This is a genomic window from Pseudomonas sp. GW822-FHT02E03, from assembly GCF_058802325.1.
Map to the genome: position 1 here is coordinate 203,007 of NZ_JBXAOA010000001.1, position 21,779 is coordinate 224,785.

The following is a 21,779-nucleotide window of genomic DNA, read 5'->3' on the forward strand; positions in this document are numbered from 1 at the left end:
CGGATCAGTCGCGCACCGGGCCAGGGGCCAGGACTTCACGCGAACCGTTGGTGTTCATGGACGTCACGACCCCGGCCATTTCCATGGCTTCGATCATGCGCGCCGCGCGGTTGTAGCCGATTTTCAGCTTGCGCTGAACCGCGGAGATGGACGCACGACGGCTTTCCAGTACGAACTGCACCGCTTCGTCGTAGAGCGCATCGGTTTCGGCATCATCGTCACCGCCACCGCCGCCGTTTTCAAAGCCGCTACCGGGCTCTTCGACACCGGCGAGAATGTCGTCGTTGTATTCCGGTGCGCCGCGCAGTTTCCAGGCTTCAACCACCCGGTGAACCTCATCATCGGACACGAACGCGCCGTGAACACGAATCGGCAGACTGGTGCCCGGTGGCATGTACAACATATCACCGTGGCCCAGCAGTTGTTCGGCGCCACCCTGGTCGATGATGGTCCGCGAATCGATCTTGCTCGATACCTGGAACGCCATACGGGTCGGAATGTTCGCCTTGATCAGACCGGTGATCACGTCCACCGACGGACGCTGGGTCGCAAGAATCAAGTGGATACCCGCCGCACGGGCCTTCTGGGCAATACGGGCGATCAGCTCTTCAACCTTCTTGCCGACGATCATCATCATGTCGGCGAATTCGTCCACGACCACGACGATGGTCGGCAACTTTTGCAGCAACGGGGCCTCGTCGTGGATGCTTTCGCGCTTGTACAGCGGATCGCTCAACGGCTCGCCGGCGTCCTGGGCTTCCTTGACCTTGGCGTTGAAGCCCGACAGGTTACGCACGCCCATTTTCGCCATCAGCTTGTAGCGCCGTTCCATCTCGGCGACGCTCCAGCGCAAGGCGTTGGCGGCGTCCTTCATGTCGGTGACCACCGGGCACAGCAGGTGCGGAATGCCTTCGTAGATCGACAGCTCAAGCATTTTCGGGTCGATCATAATCAGCTTGGCGTCTTCCGGGCCAGACTTGAACAGAATCGACAGGATCATCGCGTTCACGCCCACCGACTTACCGGAACCGGTCGTACCGGCCACCAGCAAGTGCGGCATTTTCGCCAGGTCGGTGATGACCGGCTTGCCGCCGATATCATGACCCAGGGCCAGGGTGACCGGGGACTTGAAGTTATCGTACTCGGGGGTCGACAAGACCTCGGAGAACCGCACGATCTGCCGGTCTTCGTTAGGGATCTCGATACCGACCGTGGTCTTGCCCGGAATCACTTCCACGACACGCACGCTGGTCACAGCCAGGGAACGGGCCAGGTCTTTCGCCAGGTTGGAGATGCGGCTGACTTTGACGCCGGCCGCTGGCTGGATTTCGTAACGGGTAATCACCGGGCCCGGGTGAATCGAATCCACCGAAACTTCGACGCCGAATTCCTTGAGCTTGATTTCCAGCAAGTGGCCGACGGCCGCCAGGGATTCGGGCGAATAATTGAGTTGTTTCTTTTCTGCGGGGTCGAGAATCGAAATCGGCGGCAAGGTGCCTTCCACGGCGCTGTCGACGAACAACGGCGCCTGTTTCTCTTTTTCCACGCGCTTGCTGGGAGCTGCCGGTTTGGGCGGAGCCGGGGCAATCACCGGCGGTACCTGCTTCTCGCGTTCGAACATGTGCTTGCTCAGGGCTTGCTCACGCTCGATCAGGCGCTCCTTGACCTTGGCCTGCTCGCGTTTGTCGGTGACGGTCGGCGCGACCACGTCATGCACGCGATCATCGACCTCACGCAGCTGGGCAACCAGTTGCTTGCGTTCGACACGGGCCGCCCACCAGCGATTGGCCGCGCCCTGAAACAGTTCGAACAGATCAAGGGTGATCTTGCCGGTGACGTCCATCACCTTGAACCACGACAGGTCGGTGAACACCGTCAGGCCGAACAGGAACAGCGCGATGAACAACAACGTGCTGCCCTGGATGTTCAGCGCGTTCCGGGCCAGATCGCCGAGGCTTTCGCCCAAAGCGCCGCCCGCGCCGGCCGGCAGACCGGTCGCCGCATGGAAATGGATGTGGGCCAGCGCTGCACCCGACAGCACCAGGAATACCAGGCCGATCAGGCGCCAGGAGAACAACCAGCCGCTCCACTGCCACGGCTCATGGCGCTGGCGGAAGATCTGATACGCCTTGATCGCCAGCAGCAACGGGAAAATGTAGGCGAAGTAACCCAGGACCATGAACAGGATGTCGGCGCTGTAAGAGCCGGCAGGCCCGCCGAAGTTCTGCACATCGTCGATCTTGCTGTTATGGCTCCAGCCCGGATCGTCTTTGCCATAAGTCAACAAAGCCATCATCAGGAACAGGCACAAGGCGCCGATGGCGATCAATGCACCTTCCTTGAGCCGGTAGTGCAATTGCTGGCGCCAGAGCGGGACGACTGTTTTAGGTGCTGCGGTGGATTTCTTCAAAACGCTTCTTTTCCTGCGCCCATGGCGCGTCCATCTGTTGAATGACTATAAAAACTGCCCAATCCAGGCAGGTAAAAAAGTTAACAGGCGCAACTGGGACTACTTTTAACACTGCGCCCCGGTTTTTCGAAATACGGCACGCACCGCTTTTTTGATACAAACACTGTTACAAGCGAGCATTGTACGGGTTTGTTCACCCGATGCCATGCTTGAGACCCTTGGGTGCAGCATAGCCAACAGCACAGTACGCGCGGTCCAATTTGAGCATGCATTCTCTTTTGTGACAAAGGCTTATGAGGTGTTTTTATGACTGAAGCGAAGCATTCCCGCCTGATCATTCTGGGTTCCGGGCCCGCCGGTTACAGCGCAGCCGTTTATGCCGCTCGCGCCAACCTCAAACCCGTTGTCATCACCGGCATACAGGCAGGTGGCCAGCTGACCACCACCGTCGAAGTCGACAACTGGCCCGGCGACGTCGAAGGCCTGACCGGCCCGGTACTGATGGAACGCATGCAAAAACACGCCGAACGCTTCGACACAGAGATCGTTTACGACCACATCCATACGGCCAAGTTGCAACAGCGCCCGTTCGAGCTTATCGGCGACAGCGGCACCTACACCTGCGATGCGCTGATTATCGCCACGGGCGCTTCGGCCCAATACCTGGGGCTGCCATCGGAAGAAGCCTTTGCCGGCAAAGGAGTTTCGGCCTGCGCCACCTGCGATGGCTTCTTTTACCGCAACCAGGTAGTCGCGGTGGTCGGCGGAGGTAACACGGCCGTGGAAGAAGCGCTGTACCTGTCGAACATCGCCAAGGAAGTTCATTTGATTCACCGTCGCGACAAATTGCGCTCGGAGAAGATCCTCCAGGACAAGCTCTTCGAAAAAGCCGCCAACGGCAATATCCGCCTGCACTGGAACCAGAATCTGGACGAAGTATTGGGCGATGCCAGCGGCGTGACCGGTGCCCGCCTGCGCCACAGCCATACGGGCGAAACCAATGAATTGCCTTTGGCCGGTGTATTCATCGCCATCGGCCACAAGCCCAATACCGACCTGTTCCAGGGCCAGCTGAAAATGCGCGACGGTTATCTGCTGATCAAGGGCGGCAGCGAAGGTGATGCCACCGCCACGGACATTGCAGGCGTGTTCGCCGCCGGTGACGTGGCCGATCATATTTACCGCCAGGCGGTGACGTCCGCCGGGGCCGGCTGCATGGCCGCGCTGGATGCCGAGAAGTATCTCGATGACATCCCCACCGTTTGACGGTTAACCTCCTCAAGGCGGGCTCAACGGCCCGCTACCGCCCTCCCCTTCTGCAAGCCCGGATGCCATGCTGACTTGGTTACAACGCAACACCCTGACCTTCCCGCCGCTGGAAAAAGCCATGCGCGACCCCAACGGGCTGCTGGCCGCGGGCGGCGATCTGTCCGCCGATCGTCTGATTCAAGCCTATCGTCACGGGTGCTTTCCGTGGTTCTCGGAGGGCCAGCCGATTCTCTGGTGGTCGCCGGATCCGCGCACGGTTCTGTTTCCCGACGAACTGCATGTCTCCCGTAGCTTGAACAAACTGCTGCGCCAACAACGCTATCAAGTGACCTTCGATCGGGATTTTGCCGCGGTCATCCGCGCCTGCGCCGCACCGCGCGAATACGCTGACGGCACCTGGATCACCCAAGAGATGCAGGACGCCTACGTCGAACTGCACAGGCGTGGCTATGCCCACTCGGTGGAGGTCTGGGACGATGGCGTGCTGGTCGGCGGGCTCTACGGCCTGGCTATGGGGCAATTGTTTTTCGGCGAGTCGATGTTCAGCCGCGCCGACAACGCCTCCAAATATGGCTTCGCCACCTTGGTGCGACATCTGAAAGACTCAGGTTTTGTGCTGATCGACTGCCAGATGCCTACCGATCATCTGCACAGTTTGGGTGCCCGAGCGATTCCTCGCCGCGAATTTGCTGGCTACCTTGCACGACACCTGGATCAACCGGGCCGCGCCAACTGGGTTTGCTGAGCGACTTTTGCGCGCGTGGCTTACACTTAATGCGGGGAAACGAATTGAGAGCGCCCCCTAATCAAAAGCTTATCCCGAGGGTTGATCATGACCGAGTTGGCGCGTTTGAAGTTCTATGCCACTCAGCCCCACTCTTGCAGTTATCTGCCCGAGGAGCAGGCCACCACGCTGTTCCTCGACCCTAGCCAGCCCATGGATGTGCATGTCTATGCAGACCTGTCGGAAATGGGTTTTCGTCGCAGTGGCGATCATCTCTACCGGCCCCATTGCCAGCATTGCAATGCGTGCGTACCGGCGCGCATTCCTGTGGCGCAATTTACCCCCAACCGTCAGCAGAAACGCATCGTCAAACGCAATGCCGACTTACAGGTGCGTCCGGCCAGACCAAAGTTCAGCGAAGAGTATTTCGACCTTTATCAGCGCTACATCGAACAACGTCATGCCGACGGCGATATGTATCCGCCGAGCCGCGACCAGTTTTCGACCTTCCTGGTGCGCGACCTGCCGTTCTCGCGCTTCTATGAATTCCGTCTCGAAGGCCGACTGCTGGCAGTGGCCGTCACTGACTTGCTGCCCAACGGTTTGTCGGCGGTCTACACCTTCTACGAGCCCGGCGAGGAGCGTCGCAGCCTGGGACGTTACGCGATTCTCTGGCAAATCGGCGAAGCCCGACGCCTGGGGCTGGAAGCGGTCTATCTCGGCTACTGGATCAAAAACTGCAAAAAAATGAGCTACAAGACCCAATATCGCCCTATCGAACTGCTGATTAATCAACGTTGGGTCATCCTGAGCTAGTGCCCTGTCTCGCAAATACTGTTCCTTTTTGACGGCGTCTGTTGTCATCATGCTGCGTTGCCGCTCCTTGCCTGACGACAACAGCCACTCGCCAAAAGAGGAACGTATTTGTGAGACAGGACACTAACCCCTTGGCTTAAACCCCATTTTTCGGGCACAATGCACGCCGCTTTTGCCTGGCGCAGTTGCACCGGGCCATTCATTGGACACCGAGGGCTTTACTGCATGTCGAAAGAAGACAGCTTCGAAATGGAAGGCACTGTCGTCGACACCCTGCCCAACACCATGTTTCGTGTGGAGTTGGAAAATGGGCACGTCGTAACCGCGCATATCTCCGGCAAGATGCGCAAGAACTACATCCGTATTCTTACCGGCGACAAAGTGCGCGTCGAGCTGACGCCCTATGACTTGAGCAAAGGGCGCATCACCTACCGCGCTCGCTAATCAAGTCAATACAAAACGCCCGGCTATGCCGGGCGTTTTTGTTTGTGCGTGAACTAGCTGCCACATTTCGAGCCGCTGCACAGACCCTGTGGGAGCGGGCTTGCCCGCGATAGCGGTGGGTCCGCTTGCCTGGATGCTGAATGTTTCGCCGCCTTCGCGGGCAAGCCCGCTCCCACAGGGTTTTGTGTTTATTGCTTGAAATCGATCAGGCAGCAAAAAGGCGCCAATCGGCGCCTTTTTGCTTTGCTGCGGTTTAACGTCAGGCCATTTCAGCCGTGGTCTCGAACTCGAAGGTCAGCTCGCCGTCCTTGAGGTCGATGTGTACCACACCACCATGGTCGGCCAGTTCGCCAAAGAGGATCTCTTCGGCCAGCGGACGCTTGATCTTGTCCTGGATCAAACGCGCCATTGGACGAGCGCCCATTGCCGTGTCATAGCCACTCGCTGCCAGCCAGCCGCGCGCTGCGTCCGTCACTTCCAGCTGCACGCGCTTGTCTTCCAGCTGCGCCTGAAGTTCGGTAAGGAACTTGTCCACCACGCTTTTGATGACCTCATGGCTGAGGCGACCAAACTGGATAATGGTGTCCAGACGGTTACGGAATTCCGGCGTGAAGCTCTTCTTGATCACTTCCATCGCATCGGACGAGTGGTCCTGATAGGTGAAACCGATCGAAGCACGCGCTGCAGTTTCGGCACCGGCGTTGGTCGTCATGATAACGATCACGTTACGGAAGTCCGCCTTGCGCCCGTTGTTATCGGTCAGCGTCCCGTGGTCCATGACCTGCAACAGCAGGTTGAAGACTTCCGGATGCGCCTTCTCGATTTCATCGAGCAACAGCACGCAGTGAGGCTGCTTGGTGATGGCTTCGGTCAGCAGACCGCCCTGATCGAATCCGACATAGCCTGGAGGCGCACCGATCAGTCGCGATACGGTGTGGCGCTCCATGTACTCGGACATGTCGAAGCGAACCAGCTCGACACCCAACGCCTTGGCCAGTTGCCGCGCGGCTTCGGTTTTACCGACACCGGTCGGCCCTGCGAACAGGAACGAACCGACTGGCTTGTCAGGTGACTTGAGGCCGGCACGGGACAGTTTGATCGCAGTCGACAGCGAGTCGATCGCCGCATCCTGGCCAAATACCGTGAGTTTCAGGTCACGCTCAAGGTTACGCAGCAGCTCTTTGTCGGAACTGGTGACGTGTTTTGGCGGAATTCGCGCGATTTTCGCAACGATGTCCTCGACCTGAGGCACTTCGATACGTTTCACGCGTTTCTCGATCGGTTGCAGACGCTGATAGGCGCCCGCCTCGTCGATGACGTCGATGGCCTTGTCCGGCATGTGCCGGTCATTGATGTAACGCGAGGCCAGTTCAGCAGCGGCGCGCAGGGCTTCATCGCTGTATTCGATGTTGTGGTGCGCTTCAAAACGGCCTTTCAGGCCACGCAGAATGCCAATGGTGTCTTCCACCGAAGGTTCCGACACATCGACCTTCTGGAAGCGCCGAGCCAGGGCACGGTCCTTCTCGAAGATCCCACGGAATTCCTGGAACGTGGTCGAACCGATGCAGCGAATATCGCCCGAAGACAGCAATGGCTTGAGCAGGTTCGAGGCATCCATGACGCCACCGGACGCAGCGCCCGCACCAATGATGGTGTGGATCTCGTCGATGAACAGGATCGCCTGCGGACGTTTTTTCAGCTCATTGAGCAGCGCCTTGAAGCGCTTCTCGAAATCGCCGCGGTATTTGGTCCCGGCCAGCAAAGCTCCCAGATCGAGGGAATACACCACGCTGTTGGCCAGCAGATCCGGTACCTGGTTGTCGACAATGCGTTTGGCCAGGCCTTCGGCAATCGCGGTTTTACCCACGCCTGCCTCGCCCACCAACAGCGGGTTGTTTTTGCGACGACGCGCGAGGATCTGCGCGACTCGCTCGACTTCCAGCTCACGGCCTACCAACGGATCGATACGCCCCTGGCGCGCGAGTTCGTTGAGGTTGCTGGCATAAGCATCCAGAGGATTGCCTGAAGAAGAAGACTCACCGCCCTCGTCGTCCTGCATATCTTGTTCACCTTCAGAGTGATCGCCATGCCCTGGCACTTTGGAAATGCCATGGGCGATGTAGTTGACGACATCGATGCGCGCAACGCTCTGCTGTTTCAGCAGAAACACTGCCTGACTCTCTTGCTCACTGAAGATTGCGACCAGCACGTTAGCACCAGTCACCTCGCGTTTGCCCGAGCTCTGTACGTGAAAGACAGCACGCTGCAATACACGCTGGAAGCCCAGGGTTGGCTGGGTTTCACGATCCTCGTCATGAAGAGGGATCAATGGCGTGGTGGAGTCGATGAACTCCTGCAGATCATGCTTGAGTTTGTCGAGGTTTGCGCCGCAGGCACGCAAAACGGTAGCGGCAGCCTCATTATCCAATAGGGCCAACAGCAGGTGTTCGACGGTCATGAATTCATGACGCTTCGAACGAGCCTCCTTGAAGGCAAGATTGAGGGTGACTTCGAGCTCGCGGTTTAACATAGCTTCACCTCATACCCAAGTGGTCGGCGATTAACCGTCCTTCTCGATTTCACAGAGTAGCGGATGCTGGCTTTCCCTGGCGTACTGGTTGACCTGCATGGCCTTGGTCTCGGCGATGTCGCGGGTAAACACTCCACATACTGCCCGTCCTTCTGTGTGGACGGCCAGCATGACCTTGGTCGCCAGCTCGCGATTCAGGTTAAAAAACACCTCGAGCACTTCGACGACGAAATCCATCGGTGTGTAGTCATCGTTGAACAAAACCACCTTGTACATCGGTGGCGCCTGTAGAGCAGGCTTAGCCTCCTGAACAGCAATGCCTGCGGAATCGTCGTCGTGTAAATCAGGGCGATCCTGATTGAATGTTAGTCGAATCTGGCTGATTGCATGCATGGAAAGAAAGGTTCGTCAGTTGTGCAAATACAGTGGTGGGGGCGGTTATGAACGTTTTCAACTCCGACTGCCCGGTCACCTTGACTATCGGAAAATCGGTGTTACAAACAATAGAGCCCACAGTGGGTAAAAAAGGTCCGCGGAGTCAATCTATTTGCAAGATTAGACTGCGGATTAACTGGATGATACTCCAGTGATGGAGTCTGTTGCAGAGGGATATGGGTATGGCTGTCGGTAAGGTGAAATGGTTCAACAATGCCAAGGGGTTCGGTTTCATTAACACCGACGCCACAGTAGGTCGCGACGAGGATGGCAAGGAAATCGATTTCTTCGCCCACTATTCGGCCATTGTGATGGACGGATACAAGACCCTCAAGGCCGGACAAATCGTTAGCTTTGAGATCATTCAGGGCCCCAAAGGGCTGCATGCAGTAAAGATCGCGGCTGCCACCCCCTCGAACGAACAGAGCACCCCTGCCACCCGGCAAGAAACAGTGTCGAGCTGACGCAGCTCGTCATCCAGTCATAAAAAAAACCGCCCGAAGGCGGTTTTTTTTGTCAGCTGGTTTACATGTGCGAGATCAACGCATCACCAAACGCGGAAGACGACAGCAGTTTCGCGCCCTCCATCAGACGTTCGAAGTCATAGGTCACGGTTTTCGCGGAAATCGCGCCGTTGGTGCCTTTGATGATCAGGTCGGCCGCTTCGGTCCAGCCCATGTGACGCAGCATCATCTCAGCGGACAGGATCAACGAACCCGGGTTGACCTGGTCCTTGCCGGCGTACTTCGGCGCAGTACCGTGGGTGGCTTCGAACATGGCCACGGTGTCGGACAGGTTGGCACCCGGCGCGATACCGATACCACCCACTTCGGCCGCCAGGGCGTCGGAGAGGTAGTCGCCGTTGAGGTTCAGGGTCGCGATGACATCGTATTCGGCCGGGCGCAGCAGGATCTGCTGGAGCATGGCGTCGGCGATGGCGTCCTTGACGATGACGTTCTTGCCGGTTTTCGGGTTCTTGAACTGCATCCACGGACCGCCGTCGAGCAGGGTCGCGCCGAATTCTTCAGCGGCCACTTCGTAGGCCCATTCCTTGAAGGCACCTTCGGTGAACTTCATGATGTTGCCTTTGTGCACGATGGTCAGCGAGTCGCGGTCGTTGTCGACCACATACTGCAGGGCCTTGCGCGCCAGACGCTTGGTGCCTTCCAGGGACACCGGCTTGACGCCGATACCGCAGTTTTCGTCGAAACGGATCTTGGTGACGCCCATTTCTTCTTTAAGGAACTTGATGACCTTGGTCGCTTCCGGCGAGCCGGCTTTCCACTCGATACCGGCATAAATGTCTTCCGAGTTTTCACGGAAGATGGTCATGTCGACATCGCCTGGCTTCTTGACCGGGCTCGGTACGCCTTCGAACCAGCGCACTGGGCGCAGGCACACATACAGGTCGAGTTGCTGACGCAGGGCCACGTTCAGCGAACGGATGCCACCGCCGACCGGGGTGGTCAGAGGGCCTTTGATGGAAACTACATAATCCTTGACCGCGTCCAGGGTTTCCTGAGGCAGCCAGGTGTCCTGATCGTAAACCTGAGTCGCTTTCTCCCCGGCGTAGACTTCCATCCAGGAAATTTTGCGCTCGCCGCCGTAAGCTTTCTTAACAGCAGCATCGACAACCTTGATCATGACCGGGCTGATATCAACGCCAATACCATCGCCTTCGATGAAGGGGATGATCGGGTTGTTAGGAACATTGAGAGAATGGTCTGCGTTGACGGTGATTTTGTCGCCGACGGCTGGAACCTGAATCTTCTTGTATCCCATGCTGTACTCCATTGTTTGGATTGAACATCTGGCTGCGTTCGAGCGTACCCCAGTTAAATCGGCGCGCAAACCCTATGTTCCACCCATCTGCCGCAAAGCTGCACAGTTCGCGACGTACAAGCCTGAAAGCAAAGGGAAAAGCGCCAAACTCAAGCACGGCGAACGACTCTACGCGCCGCACTCACCTGCGACCTTTAGACCAATGGACGAAAAACGTTGCATATGAACCATCGGCAGATTGCCAGCTACCTATGTATAATGCCGCCGCTGACCACAGAGTCACGACGGCCGACCGCTCTATCACACGACGTTGGGCCCGAATAAGCCGGATTGTTACCGCAGTCCACCCGCTTGACGCTCGACTGATGCACCCAACATCACCGCGAAGAAACCTCGACATTCGGTTCACGGATGACTTTGAACGAACGCGCTTACCCGGCGCCCCTCGAGTTTCTGCGCACGCTTTAGCAAAGAAGAGAGAGTTAATCCGAATATGCCCACCCGCTCGAAGATCATCTATACCTTCACCGACGAAGCCCCAGCCCTCGCCACCTATTCACTGTTGCCTATCGTAGAGGCTTTCACCGCCTCGGCTGATATCGCCGTTGAAACCCGCGATATCTCTCTTGCAGGGCGCATTCTGGCCAGCTTCCCCGAGCAATTGGGTGACAAAGCCGTAGCCGACCACCTCGCCGAACTGGGCGACCTGGCCGTTACACCTGAAGCCAACATCATCAAGCTGCCGAACATCAGCGCTTCGGTTCCGCAACTGCAGGCCGCGATCAAAGAGCTGCAAGCCCAGGGCTTCGCACTGCCGGACTACCCGGAAACCGTGACCAGCGATGCCGACAAGCTCGCCAAGTCGCGTTACGACAAGATCAAGGGCAGCGCCGTGAACCCGGTTCTGCGCGAAGGCAACTCCGATCGTCGTGCACCGCTGTCGGTCAAGAACTACGCGCGCAAGCACCCGCACAAAATGGGCGCATGGGCCAAAGACTCCAAGTCCCACGTCGCTCACATGAGCACCGGCGATTTCTACGGCAGCGAAAAAGCCGCCCTGATCGACGCCGCTGACGCCGTCAAAATCGAACTGATCGCTCAAGACGGCACCACCACCGTCCTGAAAGAAAAAACCACCGTACAAGCCGGTGAGATTCTCGATTGCGCAGTCATGAGCAAAAACGCGCTGCGCAGCTTCATCGCGGCCGAGATCGAAGACGCCAAAGCCAAAGGCGTGTTGCTGTCGGTTCACCTGAAAGCCACCATGATGAAGGTCTCCGACCCGATCATGTTCGGCCAGATCGTTGCCGAGTTCTATAAAGACGCACTGGCCAAGCACGCTGACGTGCTGGCCCAGATCGGCTTTAACCTGAACAACGGCATCGGCGACCTGTACGCTCGTATCAAGGCCTTGCCTGCCGAGCAGCAAGCGCAGATCGAAGCGGACATCCAGGCGGTCTACGCCGTTCGTCCGTCGTTGGCCATGGTCAACTCCGACAAAGGCATCACCAACCTGCACGTGCCGAGCGACGTCATCGTCGACGCTTCGATGCCGGCAATGATCCGTGACTCCGGCAAAATGTGGGGCACCGACGGTCAGTTGCACGACACCAAGGCTGTGATCCCGGATCGCTGCTACGCCACCATCTACCAGGCGGTGATCGAAGACTGCAAGGCTAACGGCGCCTTTGATCCAACCACCATGGGCAGCGTGCCAAACGTTGGCCTGATGGCGAAAAAAGCCGAAGAGTACGGCTCGCACGACAAGACCTTCCAGATCAAGGCAAACGGCGTAGTTCGGGTTTCCGACAGCGCTGGCCGCACTCTGCTGGAACAGTCGGTTGAAGCCGGCGACATCTTCCGCATGTGCCAGACCAAAGACGCGCCGATCCAGGACTGGGTCAAACTGGCCGTCAACCGTGCCCGTGCAAGCGCAACTCCGGCGATTTTCTGGCTGGACCCAATGCGCGCCCACGACGGCGTAGTGATCGAGAAAGTTCAGGCGTACCTGAAGGATCACGATACTTCTGGCCTGGACATCCGCATCATGTCGCCTGTCGACGCGATGAAGTTCACCCTGGACCGCACCCGTGAAGGCAAGGACACCATCTCGGTGACCGGCAACGTATTGCGCGACTACCTGACCGACCTGTTCCCGATCATGGAACTGGGCACCAGCGCCAAGATGCTGTCGATCGTTCCGCTGATGAACGGCGGTGGCCTGTTCGAAACCGGCGCCGGCGGTTCGGCACCGAAGCACGTTCAACAGCTGCTGGAAGAAAACTTCCTGCGCTGGGATTCCCTGGGCGAGTTCCTGGCCCTGGCTGCTTCCCTCGAGCACCTGGGTGTTACCTACAACAACCCTAAAGCGCTGGTGCTGGCCAAGACCCTGGATCAGGCCACCGGCCAGTTCCTGGACAACAACAAATCGCCATCGCGCAAAGTCGGCAACATCGACAACCGCGGCAGCCACTTCTACCTGGCGCTGTACTGGGCTCAAGCCCTGGCCGCCCAGACCGAAGACGCTGCACTGCAAGCGCAGTTCGGCGAACTGGCCAAGACCCTGACCGAGAACGAAGCGACCATCGTTGCCGAGCTCAACGCCGTGCAGGGCAAGCCAGTGGACATCGGCGGTTACTACCACGCCAATGCCGAGCTGATCAGCAAGGCCATGCGCCCGAGCAACACCTTCAACGCCGCGATCGCTGCGTTGGTTTAAGGTTGTAAGGGAACATCACAAACCCCGGCCTCGTGCCGGGGTTTGTGTTTGTGGCGTTCATACATATTTATCTGTCAGAACCCGAACCTGTGGGAGCTGGCTTGCCTGCGATGGCGGTTTATCATTCAAGATTGATATCGACTGACCCACCGCCATCGCAGGCAAGCCAGCTCCCACAGGATCGGGTTTCAACATTCAAATTGAGGAAGTCTTATGGACTGGCTACCCCACATCACCGTCGCCACCATCATCGAAGACAATGGTCGCTTCCTGATGGTCGAAGAACTCAAGCACGGACAAACGGTGCTCAACCAGCCCGCCGGCCATCTGGACCCGGACGAAACCCTGATCGAAGCCGCCGTGCGTGAAACCCTCGAGGAAACCGGCTGGGACGTCGAGCCGACAGGCGTGGTGGGCATTTATCTCTACACCGCCCCGAGCAACGGCGTGACTTATCAGCGGGTCTGCTTCACCGCAAAACCGCTCAAACACCACCCGGATTATCAGCTGGATGACGGTATCGTCGGCGCAAAATGGCTGACGCGTGACGAACTGCTGCAACAGCGCGCAAACTGGCGCAGTGAGCTGATCATCCGCTGTATCGATGATTATCTGGACGGTAAACACTTCAGCCTCGAGCTGATCCGCCCTTCTCTTTAGCCTTGCGGGCTTCAGCCTGCTAGAATCGCGTCCTTTTTCAAGACACTCATTGAATCCCTATGCGTGATCCAGCCCCTTCTGACACACAAAAGAAGCGCGTCATTGTCGGCATGTCCGGCGGCGTGGACTCTTCCGTTTCCGCTCTCCTGCTGATCGAGCAGGGTTATGAGGTGGAAGGCCTGTTCATGAAGAACTGGGAAGAAGACGATGGAACCGAATACTGCACCGCCATGGATGACCTGGCGGACGCTCAGGCCGTGTGCGACAAGATTGGCATCAAGCTGCATACCGCCAACTTCGCCGCCGAATACTGGGACAACGTGTTCGAACATTTCCTGGCCGAGTACAAGGCCGGTCGCACGCCGAACCCGGACATCCTCTGCAACCGCGAAATCAAGTTCAAGGCGTTCCTCGATTACGCCATGATGCTCGGCGCCGATCTGATCGCCACCGGCCACTACGTGCGTCGCCGCGACATCGATGGCCGCACCGAATTGCTCAAGGGCCTGGATCCGAACAAGGACCAGAGCTACTTCCTGCACGCCGTCGGCGGTGAACAGATCGCCAAGACCCTGTTCCCGGTCGGCGAGCTGGAAAAACCCGAAGTGCGCGCGATTGCCGAGAAACACGACCTGGCCACCGCGAAGAAAAAGGATTCCACCGGAATCTGCTTTATCGGCGAACGCCGCTTCAGCGACTTCCTCAAGCAATACCTGCCGGCCCAGCCAGGCGAGATCAAGACCACCGAAGGCGAAGTCATCGGCCGTCACCACGGCTTGATGTACCACACCATCGGCCAGCGTCAGGGCCTGGGCATCGGCGGCTTGAAAGACGCCGGTGACGAGCCGTGGTATGTGCTGATCAAGGACCTGGAACACAACGAGCTGATCGTGGGCCAGGGCAATGATCACCCTTATCTGTTCTCCCGCGCCCTGCTCGCTTCAGACATCTATTGGGTCAACCCGATCGATTTGACCGAGCCACGCAAGCTGACCGCCAAGGTGCGTTATCGCCAGAGCGACCAGCCTTGCACGCTGGAAAAGACCGCCAGCGGCTACCGCGCGACCTTCGATGACCCGCAACGCGCAGTCACCCCAGGCCAATCCGTGGTGTTCTACGACGGTGAAATCTGCCTCGGTGGTGGCGTGATCGAAGTGGCCGAACCCTGGACCAGCAAGGGTCAGCGCTCATGAGCCCGACTCAGGAGCAACTGACGGCTCTGGGCGGTGTGTTTCTCGCCGCCGTACTGGTCGACAAGATCGCCAAGACCGGCCAGACCAATGAAGCCGGGCTGACCTGCATGCTCGGCAGCCTGTTGATTCGCGACCCCAAGGACACGCTGGAAGTCTATGGTGGTGACGACATCAATCTGCGTGAAGGTTACCGCGCATTGATTGGCGCCCTGGAACGCGACCCCAGCACCCTTCAGCGCGAACCGCTGCGCTATGCGCTGGCGATGCTCGGCCTGGAGCGTCAGCTGGCCAAGCGCGACGACATGCTGGAAGTGATCGGCAAGCGTTTGCCGCAGATTCAGTCTCAGGTCGAACACTTTGGCCCGGCTCACGAAAACGTGATCGCCGCCTGCGGTGCGTTGTATCAGGACACCCTGAGCACCCTGCGCCAACGGATTCAAGTGCATGGTGACATGCGCAACCTGCAGCAACCGAGCAATGCCTCGAAGATCCGCGCGCTGTTACTAGCCGGAATTCGATCGGCGCGCCTGTGGCGGCAGTTGGGCGGTCATCGCTGGCAGTTGGTGATCAGCCGGCGCAAATTGCTTAAAGAGCTTTATCCGCTGATGCGCAGCAGCTGAACCGCGCCCGCAATACCGTTTTGTAGTCAGTAACGCGTAATACGCCGGTCAGTTGGCAACGGACCGGCGGATTTTTTCATGTATGATACGCGCCCCATTTCGTTGCCCGACTGTCCGAGAACACCCCATGCAGCTCTCTTCGCTCACTGCGGTTTCCCCTGTTGACGGCCGCTACGCCGGCAAAACCCAGGCCCTGCGCCCGATTTTCAGCGAATACGGCCTGATCCGTGCTCGCGTTCTGGTTGAAGTGCGCTGGCTCCAGCGCCTGGCCGCTCACCCTGCCATCAGCGAAGTGCCGGCGTTCTCCGCCGAAGCCAACGCGGTGCTGAACACCCTGGCGGAAAACTTCTCCCTGGAGCACGCCGAGCGTGTCAAAGAGATCGAGCGCACCACCAACCACGACGTCAAAGCCATTGAGTACCTGCTCAAAGAGCAAGCGGCCAAGCTGCCGGAACTGGCTGCCGTCAGCGAATTCATCCACTTTGCCTGCACCAGCGAGGACATCAACAACCTGTCCCACGCTCTGATGCTGCGCGAAGGCCGTGATGATGTGATGCTGCCACTGATGCGCCAGACCGCCGAAGCCATTCGCGAACTGGCGATCCGTTTCGCTGACGTACCGATGCTGTCACGCACCCACGGTCAACCGGCATCGCCGACCACCCTGGGCAAAGAGCTGGCGAACGTGGTTTACCGTCTGGAGCGTCAGATCGCTCAAGTCGCCGCCGTTCCGCTGCTGGGCAAGATCAACGGCGCTGTCGGCAACTACAACGCTCACCTGTCGGCCTACCCTGAGATCGACTGGGAAGCCAACGCCCGCGCCTTCATCGAAGACGAGCTGGGCCTGGGCTTCAACCCGTACACCACGCAGATCGAACCGCACGACTACATCGCCGAGCTGTTCGACGCGATCGCGCGCTTCAACACCATCCTGATCGACTTCGACCGCGACATCTGGGGCTACATCTCCCTGGGTTATTTCAAACAGCGCACCATCGCTGGCGAAATCGGTTCCTCGACCATGCCGCACAAGGTCAACCCGATCGACTTCGAAAACTCCGAAGGCAACCTGGGGATCGCCAACGCACTGTTCCAGCACCTGGCGAGCAAGCTGCCGATCTCCCGCTGGCAGCGTGACCTGACCGACTCCACCGTACTGCGCAACCTCGGTGTCGGCTTCGCCCACAGCGTGATCGCGTACGAAGCCAGCCTCAAAGGCATCAGCAAACTGGAGCTCAACGCTCAGAAAATCGCCGCTGACCTGGACGCGTGCTGGGAAGTATTGGCCGAGCCGATCCAGACCGTGATGCGCCGCTACAACATCGAAAACCCGTACGAAAAGCTGAAAGAGCTGACTCGCGGCAAGGGCATCAGCCCTGAAGCGCTGCAGACTTTCATCGACGGCCTGGACATGCCAGCCGCCGCCAAGGCCGAGCTGAAACTGCTCACCCCGGCCAACTACATCGGCAACGCTGTAGCGCAAGCCAAACGCATCTGATCGACCGCTTTACCCGTTTGAGACGCCCGGCAGCGCCGGGCGTTTTTATTCCCGTCTGAAAAGTGCTTTTTTTCAATAGGTTACACATGAATCCTGACATTCCTCTTCAACTTCTGGGCGGCATCACGGCGCGCGAATTCCTGCGTGACTACTGGCAGAAAAAACCCCTGCTGATCCGTCAGGCGATCCCTGATTTCGAAAGCCCGATCGACGCCGACGAACTGGCCGGCCTTGCGCTGGAAGAAGAAGTCGAATCGCGCCTGGTGATCGAGAACGGCGAGCGTCCTTGGGAATTGCGCCGTGGTCCGTTTGCCGAAGACGAATTCAGCAAACTGCCGGAACGTGACTGGACCCTGCTGGTTCAAGCGGTCGACCAGTTCGTGCCGGAAGTCGCTGAGCTGCTGGAGAACTTCCGCTTCCTGCCGAGCTGGCGCGTCGATGATGTGATGATCAGCTTCGCCGCCCCGGGTGGCAGTGTTGGCCCGCACTTCGACAACTACGATGTGTTCCTGCTGCAGGGTCACGGCAAGCGCAACTGGAAAATCGGCCAGATGTGCGATTCCGAGAGCAAGCTGCTGCAACACGCCGACTTGCGCATCCTCGCTGATTTCGACGCCACCGACGAATGGGTGCTGGAACCAGGCGACATGCTCTACTTGCCGCCGCGTTTGGCTCACTGCGGTGTGGCCGTTGACGACTGCATGACTTACTCGGTCGGTTTCCGTGCACCGAGCGCCTCTGAAGTGCTGACCCACTTCACCGATTTCCTCAGCCAGTTCCTGTCGGACGAAGAGCGTTACACCGACGCCGACGCCCTGCCGGCGGTCGATCCTCACCAGATCCAGCACGACGCCCTTGATCGCCTGAAAAGCCTGCTGGCCGAGCACATGAGCGACGAGCGCTTGCTGCTGACCTGGTTCGGCCAGTTCATGACCGAGCCGCGTTACCCGGAGCTGGTGGTGGGCCCGGAAGAGGTCGAAGAAGACGACCTGCTCGCCAGCCTCGAACAAGGCGCGGTGCTGATCCGCAACCCGAGCGCGCGCCTGGCCTGGTCTGAAGTCGACGATGACCTGCTGCTGTTCGCCAGCGGCCAGAGCCGTTACCTGCCGGGCAAACTGCGCGAGCTGCTGAAGATGATCTGCGCCGCCGATGCGCTGCACGTCGACAACCTTGGCGAGTGGCTGAACGACGAAGACGGCCGCGGCCTGTTGTGTGAGTTGGTCAAGCAAGGCAGCCTGGGGTTTGCTGATGAATAAAATTCACGTTCGTGTCGCAGACTGGCAAAAGGATAACGCCGAGATCCGGCGCATTCGTGAGACGGTGTTCATCGCCGAGCAATCCGTTCCGCCTGAGCTGGAATGGGATGCTGATGACGCAACGGCAGTCCACTTCCTGGCCTTTGAAGGCGACTTCCCGATCGGCACCGCTCGGCTGCTGCCAGATGGTCACATCGGTCGGGTATCGGTGCTGAAGGACTGGCGCGGCTTGAAAGTCGGCGATGCGCTGATGCAAGCAGTGATCGGTGAAGCCGAGGAGCGCGGACTGAAGCAGCAGATGCTGAGCGCACAAGTGCAGGCCACGGCGTTCTATGAGCGCTTGGGCTTCAGCATGGTCAGTGAGGAATTCCTGGAAGCCGGGATTCCGCACGTGGACATGGTGCGTCACTCCGCCTGAGACCCTGTAACTGATCGTTCCCACGCTCCGCGTGGGAATGCCTCTTGGGACGCTCCGCGCCCCCCTCGCGGCAGTGACGCGGAGCGTCACAGGCTGCATTCCCACGCGGAGCGTGGGAACGATCACGCCCCGCCATCCTCGGATGCCGGGGCGTTTTGCTGTCTACGATTCAACTTGCCCCACCGCGGGCCGACAAACTGGCAATATCAAGACTTTAAAGGCCGGAGATAACGGATATGTCCCTACGCACCCTGCTCACCACGCTGCTGCTGACCTGCAGTTTTTCGGTCATGGCCGCCACCGAGATCGTGCCCCTGAACTATCGCACCAGCGCCGACCTGCTGTCGGTGGCGCAGAATTTCATCGGCAAGGACGGCCAGGTCAGCGCCTATGGCAATCAGCTGATCGTCAACGCAGAACAACGCAAGATCGACGAACTCAAGGCCTTGATCAGCCAACTCGATGTGGCCGCCAAGCGCTTGCTGATCACCGTCGATACCAACGAAAATAACTTCCAGAGTGATCAGGGTTATTCGGTAAACGGTGCAAAGCCGAGCCAGACTCGCATCATCAACCGCAGCACCGACAGCCGTGACGGCGGTATCCAGCAGGTTCAGGCCAGCGAAGGCACACCGGCACTGATCCAGGTCGGCCAGAGCGTACCGTTGACCAGCACGCAGACCGATTCCTATGGCGACCTGCGCAGCCAGACCGAATACCGCAATGTCACTCAAGGTTTCTACGTCACCGCCAGCGTTACCGGCGACATCGTTCATCTGGCAATCAGTACCAACCGTGACCGGATGAGCCAGGAACGTCCTGATGTAGTGAATGTGCAAAGTACCGACACAACTGTCACGGGTCGACTGGGTGAATGGATCACCCTGGCCGGCGTGAACCGCCAGACTCAGGCCGACAAACAGGGCCAGACCCACAGTTACTCGACTCAGGGCCGGGATGACATGACCCTGCGGGTGAAAGTCGATACTTTGGACTAAACCACCGAAAACTGACTGATTAGTCGTATTAGACCAAAGATGTAGTGCTTGAAAAAAAGCACTACAAAACGTTTGACGAGCCAAAAAAGCAAAGGCATGATGGCCTCGCTCCCGCTAATCAGAGGCCCTGGCAAGGGCTTTCGAGTCGCTGTTCGCACCTACCCCGCGAGCCGATTCGTGTCTGTACCGCCCACAAGGTGTGTTTGACGAGGTTGCCGACTGGAACGAAGTTGTCCCGAGGGACGGAAGCGTAATTAGGTAACCCGGCTCCACACTGAAGTTCGCACCAAGGCCCACGACGCCTGAATGCGCTCGCCAGTTCGCCCTTACCTGCTCACTTCCCCTCGAGCCCATCGTTCATCCCGTCGCCATCCCCGCCGAACCCGACTTGACCACCTAAGCTTCTGGTCAGCGAGCAGCCTTTTACGCCCCTTTGAATTGCGTACCTGGCAGGAGCATGAATATCCAATCAAGACCTATGCGACGAGGTTTATCTCCATGGCACTGACACGCGAACAGCAAATTGCAGCCCTCGAAAAAGATTGGGCTGAAAACCCGCGCTGGAAAGGCGTGACACGCAATTACTCCGCTGCTGACGTCGTCCGTCTGCGTGGCTCGGTTCAACCTGAGCACACCTTTGCAAAAATGGGCGCCGACAAGCTTTGGAACCTGGTAACCCAGGGTGCCAAGCCGTCCTTCCGTCCTGAGAAAGATTTCGTCAACTGCATGGGCGCCCTGACCGGCGGCCAGGCTGTGCAACAAGTCAAGGCCGGTATCCAGGCGATCTACCTGTCGGGCTGGCAAGTAGCTGCGGACAACAACTCCGCCGAATCGATGTACCCGGATCAGTCGCTGTACCCGGTGGATTCGGTTCCGACCGTGGTCAAGCGCATCAACAACTCGTTCCGTCGCGCTGACCAGATCCAGTGGAAAGCCGGCAAGAACCCGGGCGACGAAGGTTACATCGACTACTTCGCACCGATCGTGGCTGACGCTGAAGCCGGTTTCGGTGGCGTACTGAACGCCTACGAACTGATGAAGAGCATGATCGAAGCAGGCGCCGCCGGCGTTCACTTCGAAGACCAACTGGCTTCCGTGAAAAAATGCGGCCACATGGGCGGCAAGGTACTGGTTCCTACCCAGGAAGCTGTGCAGAAGCTGACCGCTGCTCGTCTGGCAGCTGACGTTGCCGGTACACCGACCATCATCCTGGCCCGTACCGACGCCAACGCAGCCGACCTGCTGACGTCCGATTGCGACCCGTATGACCAGCCATTCGTGACTGGCGAACGCACCCAGGAAGGTTTCTACAAAGTGCGCGCCGGTCTCGACCAGGCCATCGCTCGCGGCCTGGCCTACGCGCCGTTCGCCGACCTGATCTGGTGCGAAACCGCCAAGCCGGATCTGGACGAGGCTCGTCGCTTCGCTGAAGCGATCAAAAAGGAATACCCGGACCAACTGCTGTCGTACAACTGCTCGCCTTCCTTCAACTGGAAGAAAAACCTGGACGACGCGACCATCGCCAAGTTCCAGCGCGAACTGTCCGCCATGGGTTACAAGCACCAGTTCATCACCCTGGCCGGCATTCACAACATGTGGCACAGCATGTTCAACCTGGCGCACGACTACGCCCGCAACGACATGACTGCCTACGTGAAGCTGCAAGAGCAAGAGTTCGCTGACGCTGCCAAGGGTTACACCTTCGTGGCTCACCAGCAGGAAGTGGGCACCGGCTACTTCGACGACATGACCACCGTGATCCAGGGTGGCACGTCCTCGGTGACCGCGCTGACCGGCTCGACCGAAGAAGAACAGTTCCACTGATCTGCTTCATCTGAGTAAACGGCCGTTGCGGACCGAATAAAAGCTAACCGCAGCGCTGCATATCTGACGCCCCGACTGGTTCGGGGCGTTTTTTTGCCTGCGATTTATCGGCCACCAAGAAACCCTGTGGGAGCCGGGCTTGCCCGCGATGACGGCCTGTCAGTCAACATCTGCAGCGTCTGA

Annotated in this window: 18 protein-coding genes; 14 read left to right on the top strand and 4 right to left on the bottom strand. The window is 58.6% G+C overall.

Annotated features, from left to right (window positions below):
* Window positions 1-4 precede the first annotated feature (4 nt).
* Complete coding sequence (locus AC1RQB_RS01050) at window positions 5-2,410, bottom strand: DNA translocase FtsK (RefSeq protein ID WP_063343113.1); 2,406 nt, start codon at window positions 2,408-2,410, stop codon at window positions 5-7.
* Between the two features lie 306 nt (window positions 2,411-2,716).
* On the opposite strand from AC1RQB_RS01050, the gene trxB reads away from it, so the two are divergent.
* The 4 genes from trxB (at window position 2,717) to infA (ending at window position 5,663) form a co-directional block, all read left to right on the top strand.
* A complete protein-coding gene (gene trxB / locus AC1RQB_RS01055) occupies window positions 2,717-3,676 on the top strand; it encodes a thioredoxin-disulfide reductase (RefSeq protein ID WP_063343112.1) in 960 nt (319 codons plus the stop codon).
* Between the two features lie 67 nt (window positions 3,677-3,743).
* Window positions 3,744-4,424, top strand: coding sequence for a leucyl/phenylalanyl-tRNA--protein transferase (aat, locus tag AC1RQB_RS01060; RefSeq protein WP_008068331.1), 681 nt, complete (start codon window positions 3,744-3,746; stop codon window positions 4,422-4,424).
* Between the two features lie 87 nt (window positions 4,425-4,511).
* Complete coding sequence (locus AC1RQB_RS01065) at window positions 4,512-5,219, top strand: arginyltransferase (RefSeq protein WP_008068329.1); 708 nt, start codon at window positions 4,512-4,514, stop codon at window positions 5,217-5,219.
* A 225-nt stretch (window positions 5,220-5,444) separates the two neighbouring features.
* On the top strand, window positions 5,445-5,663 hold the full coding sequence (gene infA / locus AC1RQB_RS01070; protein WP_002553999.1) for a translation initiation factor IF-1: 219 nt from the start codon (window positions 5,445-5,447) through the stop codon (window positions 5,661-5,663).
* A 259-nt stretch (window positions 5,664-5,922) separates the two neighbouring features.
* Here infA and clpA read toward each other — a convergent pair whose 3' ends face one another.
* Entirely contained in the window at window positions 5,923-8,193 is a 2,271-nt protein-coding gene (gene clpA / locus AC1RQB_RS01075) for an ATP-dependent Clp protease ATP-binding subunit ClpA (RefSeq protein ID WP_007905018.1), read from the bottom strand.
* Between the two features lie 30 nt (window positions 8,194-8,223).
* Entirely contained in the window at window positions 8,224-8,586 is a 363-nt protein-coding gene (gene clpS / locus AC1RQB_RS01080; RefSeq protein ID WP_015094394.1) for an ATP-dependent Clp protease adapter ClpS, read from the bottom strand.
* A gap of 224 nt (window positions 8,587-8,810) precedes the next feature.
* Between clpS and AC1RQB_RS01085 the strand changes: the two genes are divergently transcribed.
* Window positions 8,811-9,092, top strand: coding sequence for a cold shock domain-containing protein (locus tag AC1RQB_RS01085; protein ID WP_008068327.1), 282 nt, complete (start codon window positions 8,811-8,813; stop codon window positions 9,090-9,092).
* Window positions 9,093-9,153: 61 nt separating this feature from the next.
* Here the strand turns inward: AC1RQB_RS01085 and icd are convergent, their stop codons facing one another.
* Complete coding sequence (icd, locus tag AC1RQB_RS01090; protein WP_007905029.1) at window positions 9,154-10,410, bottom strand: NADP-dependent isocitrate dehydrogenase; 1,257 nt, start codon at window positions 10,408-10,410, stop codon at window positions 9,154-9,156.
* Window positions 10,411-10,903: 493 nt separating this feature from the next.
* On the opposite strand from icd, the gene AC1RQB_RS01095 reads away from it, so the two are divergent.
* The 9 genes from AC1RQB_RS01095 to aceA all read left to right on the top strand — a co-directional run bounded on the left by AC1RQB_RS01095 (window position 10,904) and on the right by aceA (window position 21,596).
* Window positions 10,904-13,129, top strand: a complete 2,226-nt coding sequence (locus AC1RQB_RS01095) for an NADP-dependent isocitrate dehydrogenase (RefSeq protein ID WP_207267355.1) — start codon at window positions 10,904-10,906, stop codon at window positions 13,127-13,129.
* A gap of 213 nt (window positions 13,130-13,342) precedes the next feature.
* Window positions 13,343-13,789 (top strand): NUDIX hydrolase, encoded by a 447-nt coding sequence (locus tag AC1RQB_RS01100; protein ID WP_063343111.1) that lies wholly within the window; start codon window positions 13,343-13,345, stop codon window positions 13,787-13,789.
* A 59-nt stretch (window positions 13,790-13,848) separates the two neighbouring features.
* Window positions 13,849-14,982: a tRNA 2-thiouridine(34) synthase MnmA gene (mnmA, locus tag AC1RQB_RS01105; protein WP_007905035.1), complete on the top strand. Its 1,134-nt coding sequence runs from the start codon at window positions 13,849-13,851 to the stop codon at window positions 14,980-14,982.
* Complete coding sequence (gene hflD, locus AC1RQB_RS01110; RefSeq protein WP_063343110.1) at window positions 14,979-15,602, top strand: high frequency lysogenization protein HflD; 624 nt, start codon at window positions 14,979-14,981, stop codon at window positions 15,600-15,602. The genes mnmA and hflD overlap by 4 nt, the downstream gene beginning before the upstream one ends.
* A gap of 127 nt (window positions 15,603-15,729) precedes the next feature.
* A complete protein-coding gene (purB, locus tag AC1RQB_RS01115) occupies window positions 15,730-17,100 on the top strand; it encodes an adenylosuccinate lyase (protein ID WP_007905039.1) in 1,371 nt (456 codons plus the stop codon).
* Between the two features lie 86 nt (window positions 17,101-17,186).
* Window positions 17,187-18,356, top strand: coding sequence for a ribosomal protein uL16 3-hydroxylase (locus AC1RQB_RS01120; RefSeq protein ID WP_063343109.1), 1,170 nt, complete (start codon window positions 17,187-17,189; stop codon window positions 18,354-18,356).
* On the top strand, window positions 18,349-18,774 hold the full coding sequence (locus AC1RQB_RS01125; RefSeq protein WP_007905044.1) for a GNAT family N-acetyltransferase: 426 nt from the start codon (window positions 18,349-18,351) through the stop codon (window positions 18,772-18,774). Before AC1RQB_RS01120 ends, AC1RQB_RS01125 begins: the two co-directional genes overlap by 8 nt.
* Window positions 18,775-19,010: 236 nt before the next feature.
* Window positions 19,011-19,772 (top strand): secretin N-terminal domain-containing protein, encoded by a 762-nt coding sequence (locus tag AC1RQB_RS01130; protein ID WP_063343108.1) that lies wholly within the window; start codon window positions 19,011-19,013, stop codon window positions 19,770-19,772.
* A gap of 498 nt (window positions 19,773-20,270) precedes the next feature.
* On the top strand, window positions 20,271-21,596 hold the full coding sequence (aceA, locus tag AC1RQB_RS01135; protein WP_007905048.1) for an isocitrate lyase: 1,326 nt from the start codon (window positions 20,271-20,273) through the stop codon (window positions 21,594-21,596).
* Window positions 21,597-21,779: the final 183 nt, after the last annotated feature.

Bases quoted from the DNA above. Each gene is read 5' to 3' on its own strand.
- trxB (WP_063343112.1), top strand. From the start codon at position 2,717: ATGACTGAAGCGAAGCATTCCCGCCTGATCATTCTGGGTTCCGGGCCC.
- aat (WP_008068331.1), top strand. From the start codon at position 3,744: ATGCTGACTTGGTTACAACGCAACACCCTGACCTTCCCGCCGCTGGAA.
- AC1RQB_RS01065 (WP_008068329.1), top strand. From the start codon at position 4,512: ATGACCGAGTTGGCGCGTTTGAAGTTCTATGCCACTCAGCCCCACTCT.
- infA (WP_002553999.1), top strand. From the start codon at position 5,445: ATGTCGAAAGAAGACAGCTTCGAAATGGAAGGCACTGTCGTCGACACC.
- clpA (WP_007905018.1), bottom strand. From the start codon at position 8,193: ATGTTAAACCGCGAGCTCGAAGTCACCCTCAATCTTGCCTTCAAGGAG.
- clpS (WP_015094394.1), bottom strand. From the start codon at position 8,586: ATGCATGCAATCAGCCAGATTCGACTAACATTCAATCAGGATCGCCCT.
- AC1RQB_RS01085 (WP_008068327.1), top strand. From the start codon at position 8,811: ATGGCTGTCGGTAAGGTGAAATGGTTCAACAATGCCAAGGGGTTCGGT.
- icd (WP_007905029.1), bottom strand. From the start codon at position 10,410: ATGGGATACAAGAAGATTCAGGTTCCAGCCGTCGGCGACAAAATCACC.
- AC1RQB_RS01095 (WP_207267355.1), top strand. From the start codon at position 10,904: ATGCCCACCCGCTCGAAGATCATCTATACCTTCACCGACGAAGCCCCA.
- AC1RQB_RS01100 (WP_063343111.1), top strand. From the start codon at position 13,343: ATGGACTGGCTACCCCACATCACCGTCGCCACCATCATCGAAGACAAT.
- mnmA (WP_007905035.1), top strand. From the start codon at position 13,849: ATGCGTGATCCAGCCCCTTCTGACACACAAAAGAAGCGCGTCATTGTC.
- hflD (WP_063343110.1), top strand. From the start codon at position 14,979: ATGAGCCCGACTCAGGAGCAACTGACGGCTCTGGGCGGTGTGTTTCTC.
- purB (WP_007905039.1), top strand. From the start codon at position 15,730: ATGCAGCTCTCTTCGCTCACTGCGGTTTCCCCTGTTGACGGCCGCTAC.
- AC1RQB_RS01120 (WP_063343109.1), top strand. From the start codon at position 17,187: ATGAATCCTGACATTCCTCTTCAACTTCTGGGCGGCATCACGGCGCGC.
- AC1RQB_RS01125 (WP_007905044.1), top strand. From the start codon at position 18,349: ATGAATAAAATTCACGTTCGTGTCGCAGACTGGCAAAAGGATAACGCC.
- AC1RQB_RS01130 (WP_063343108.1), top strand. From the start codon at position 19,011: ATGTCCCTACGCACCCTGCTCACCACGCTGCTGCTGACCTGCAGTTTT.
- aceA (WP_007905048.1), top strand. From the start codon at position 20,271: ATGGCACTGACACGCGAACAGCAAATTGCAGCCCTCGAAAAAGATTGG.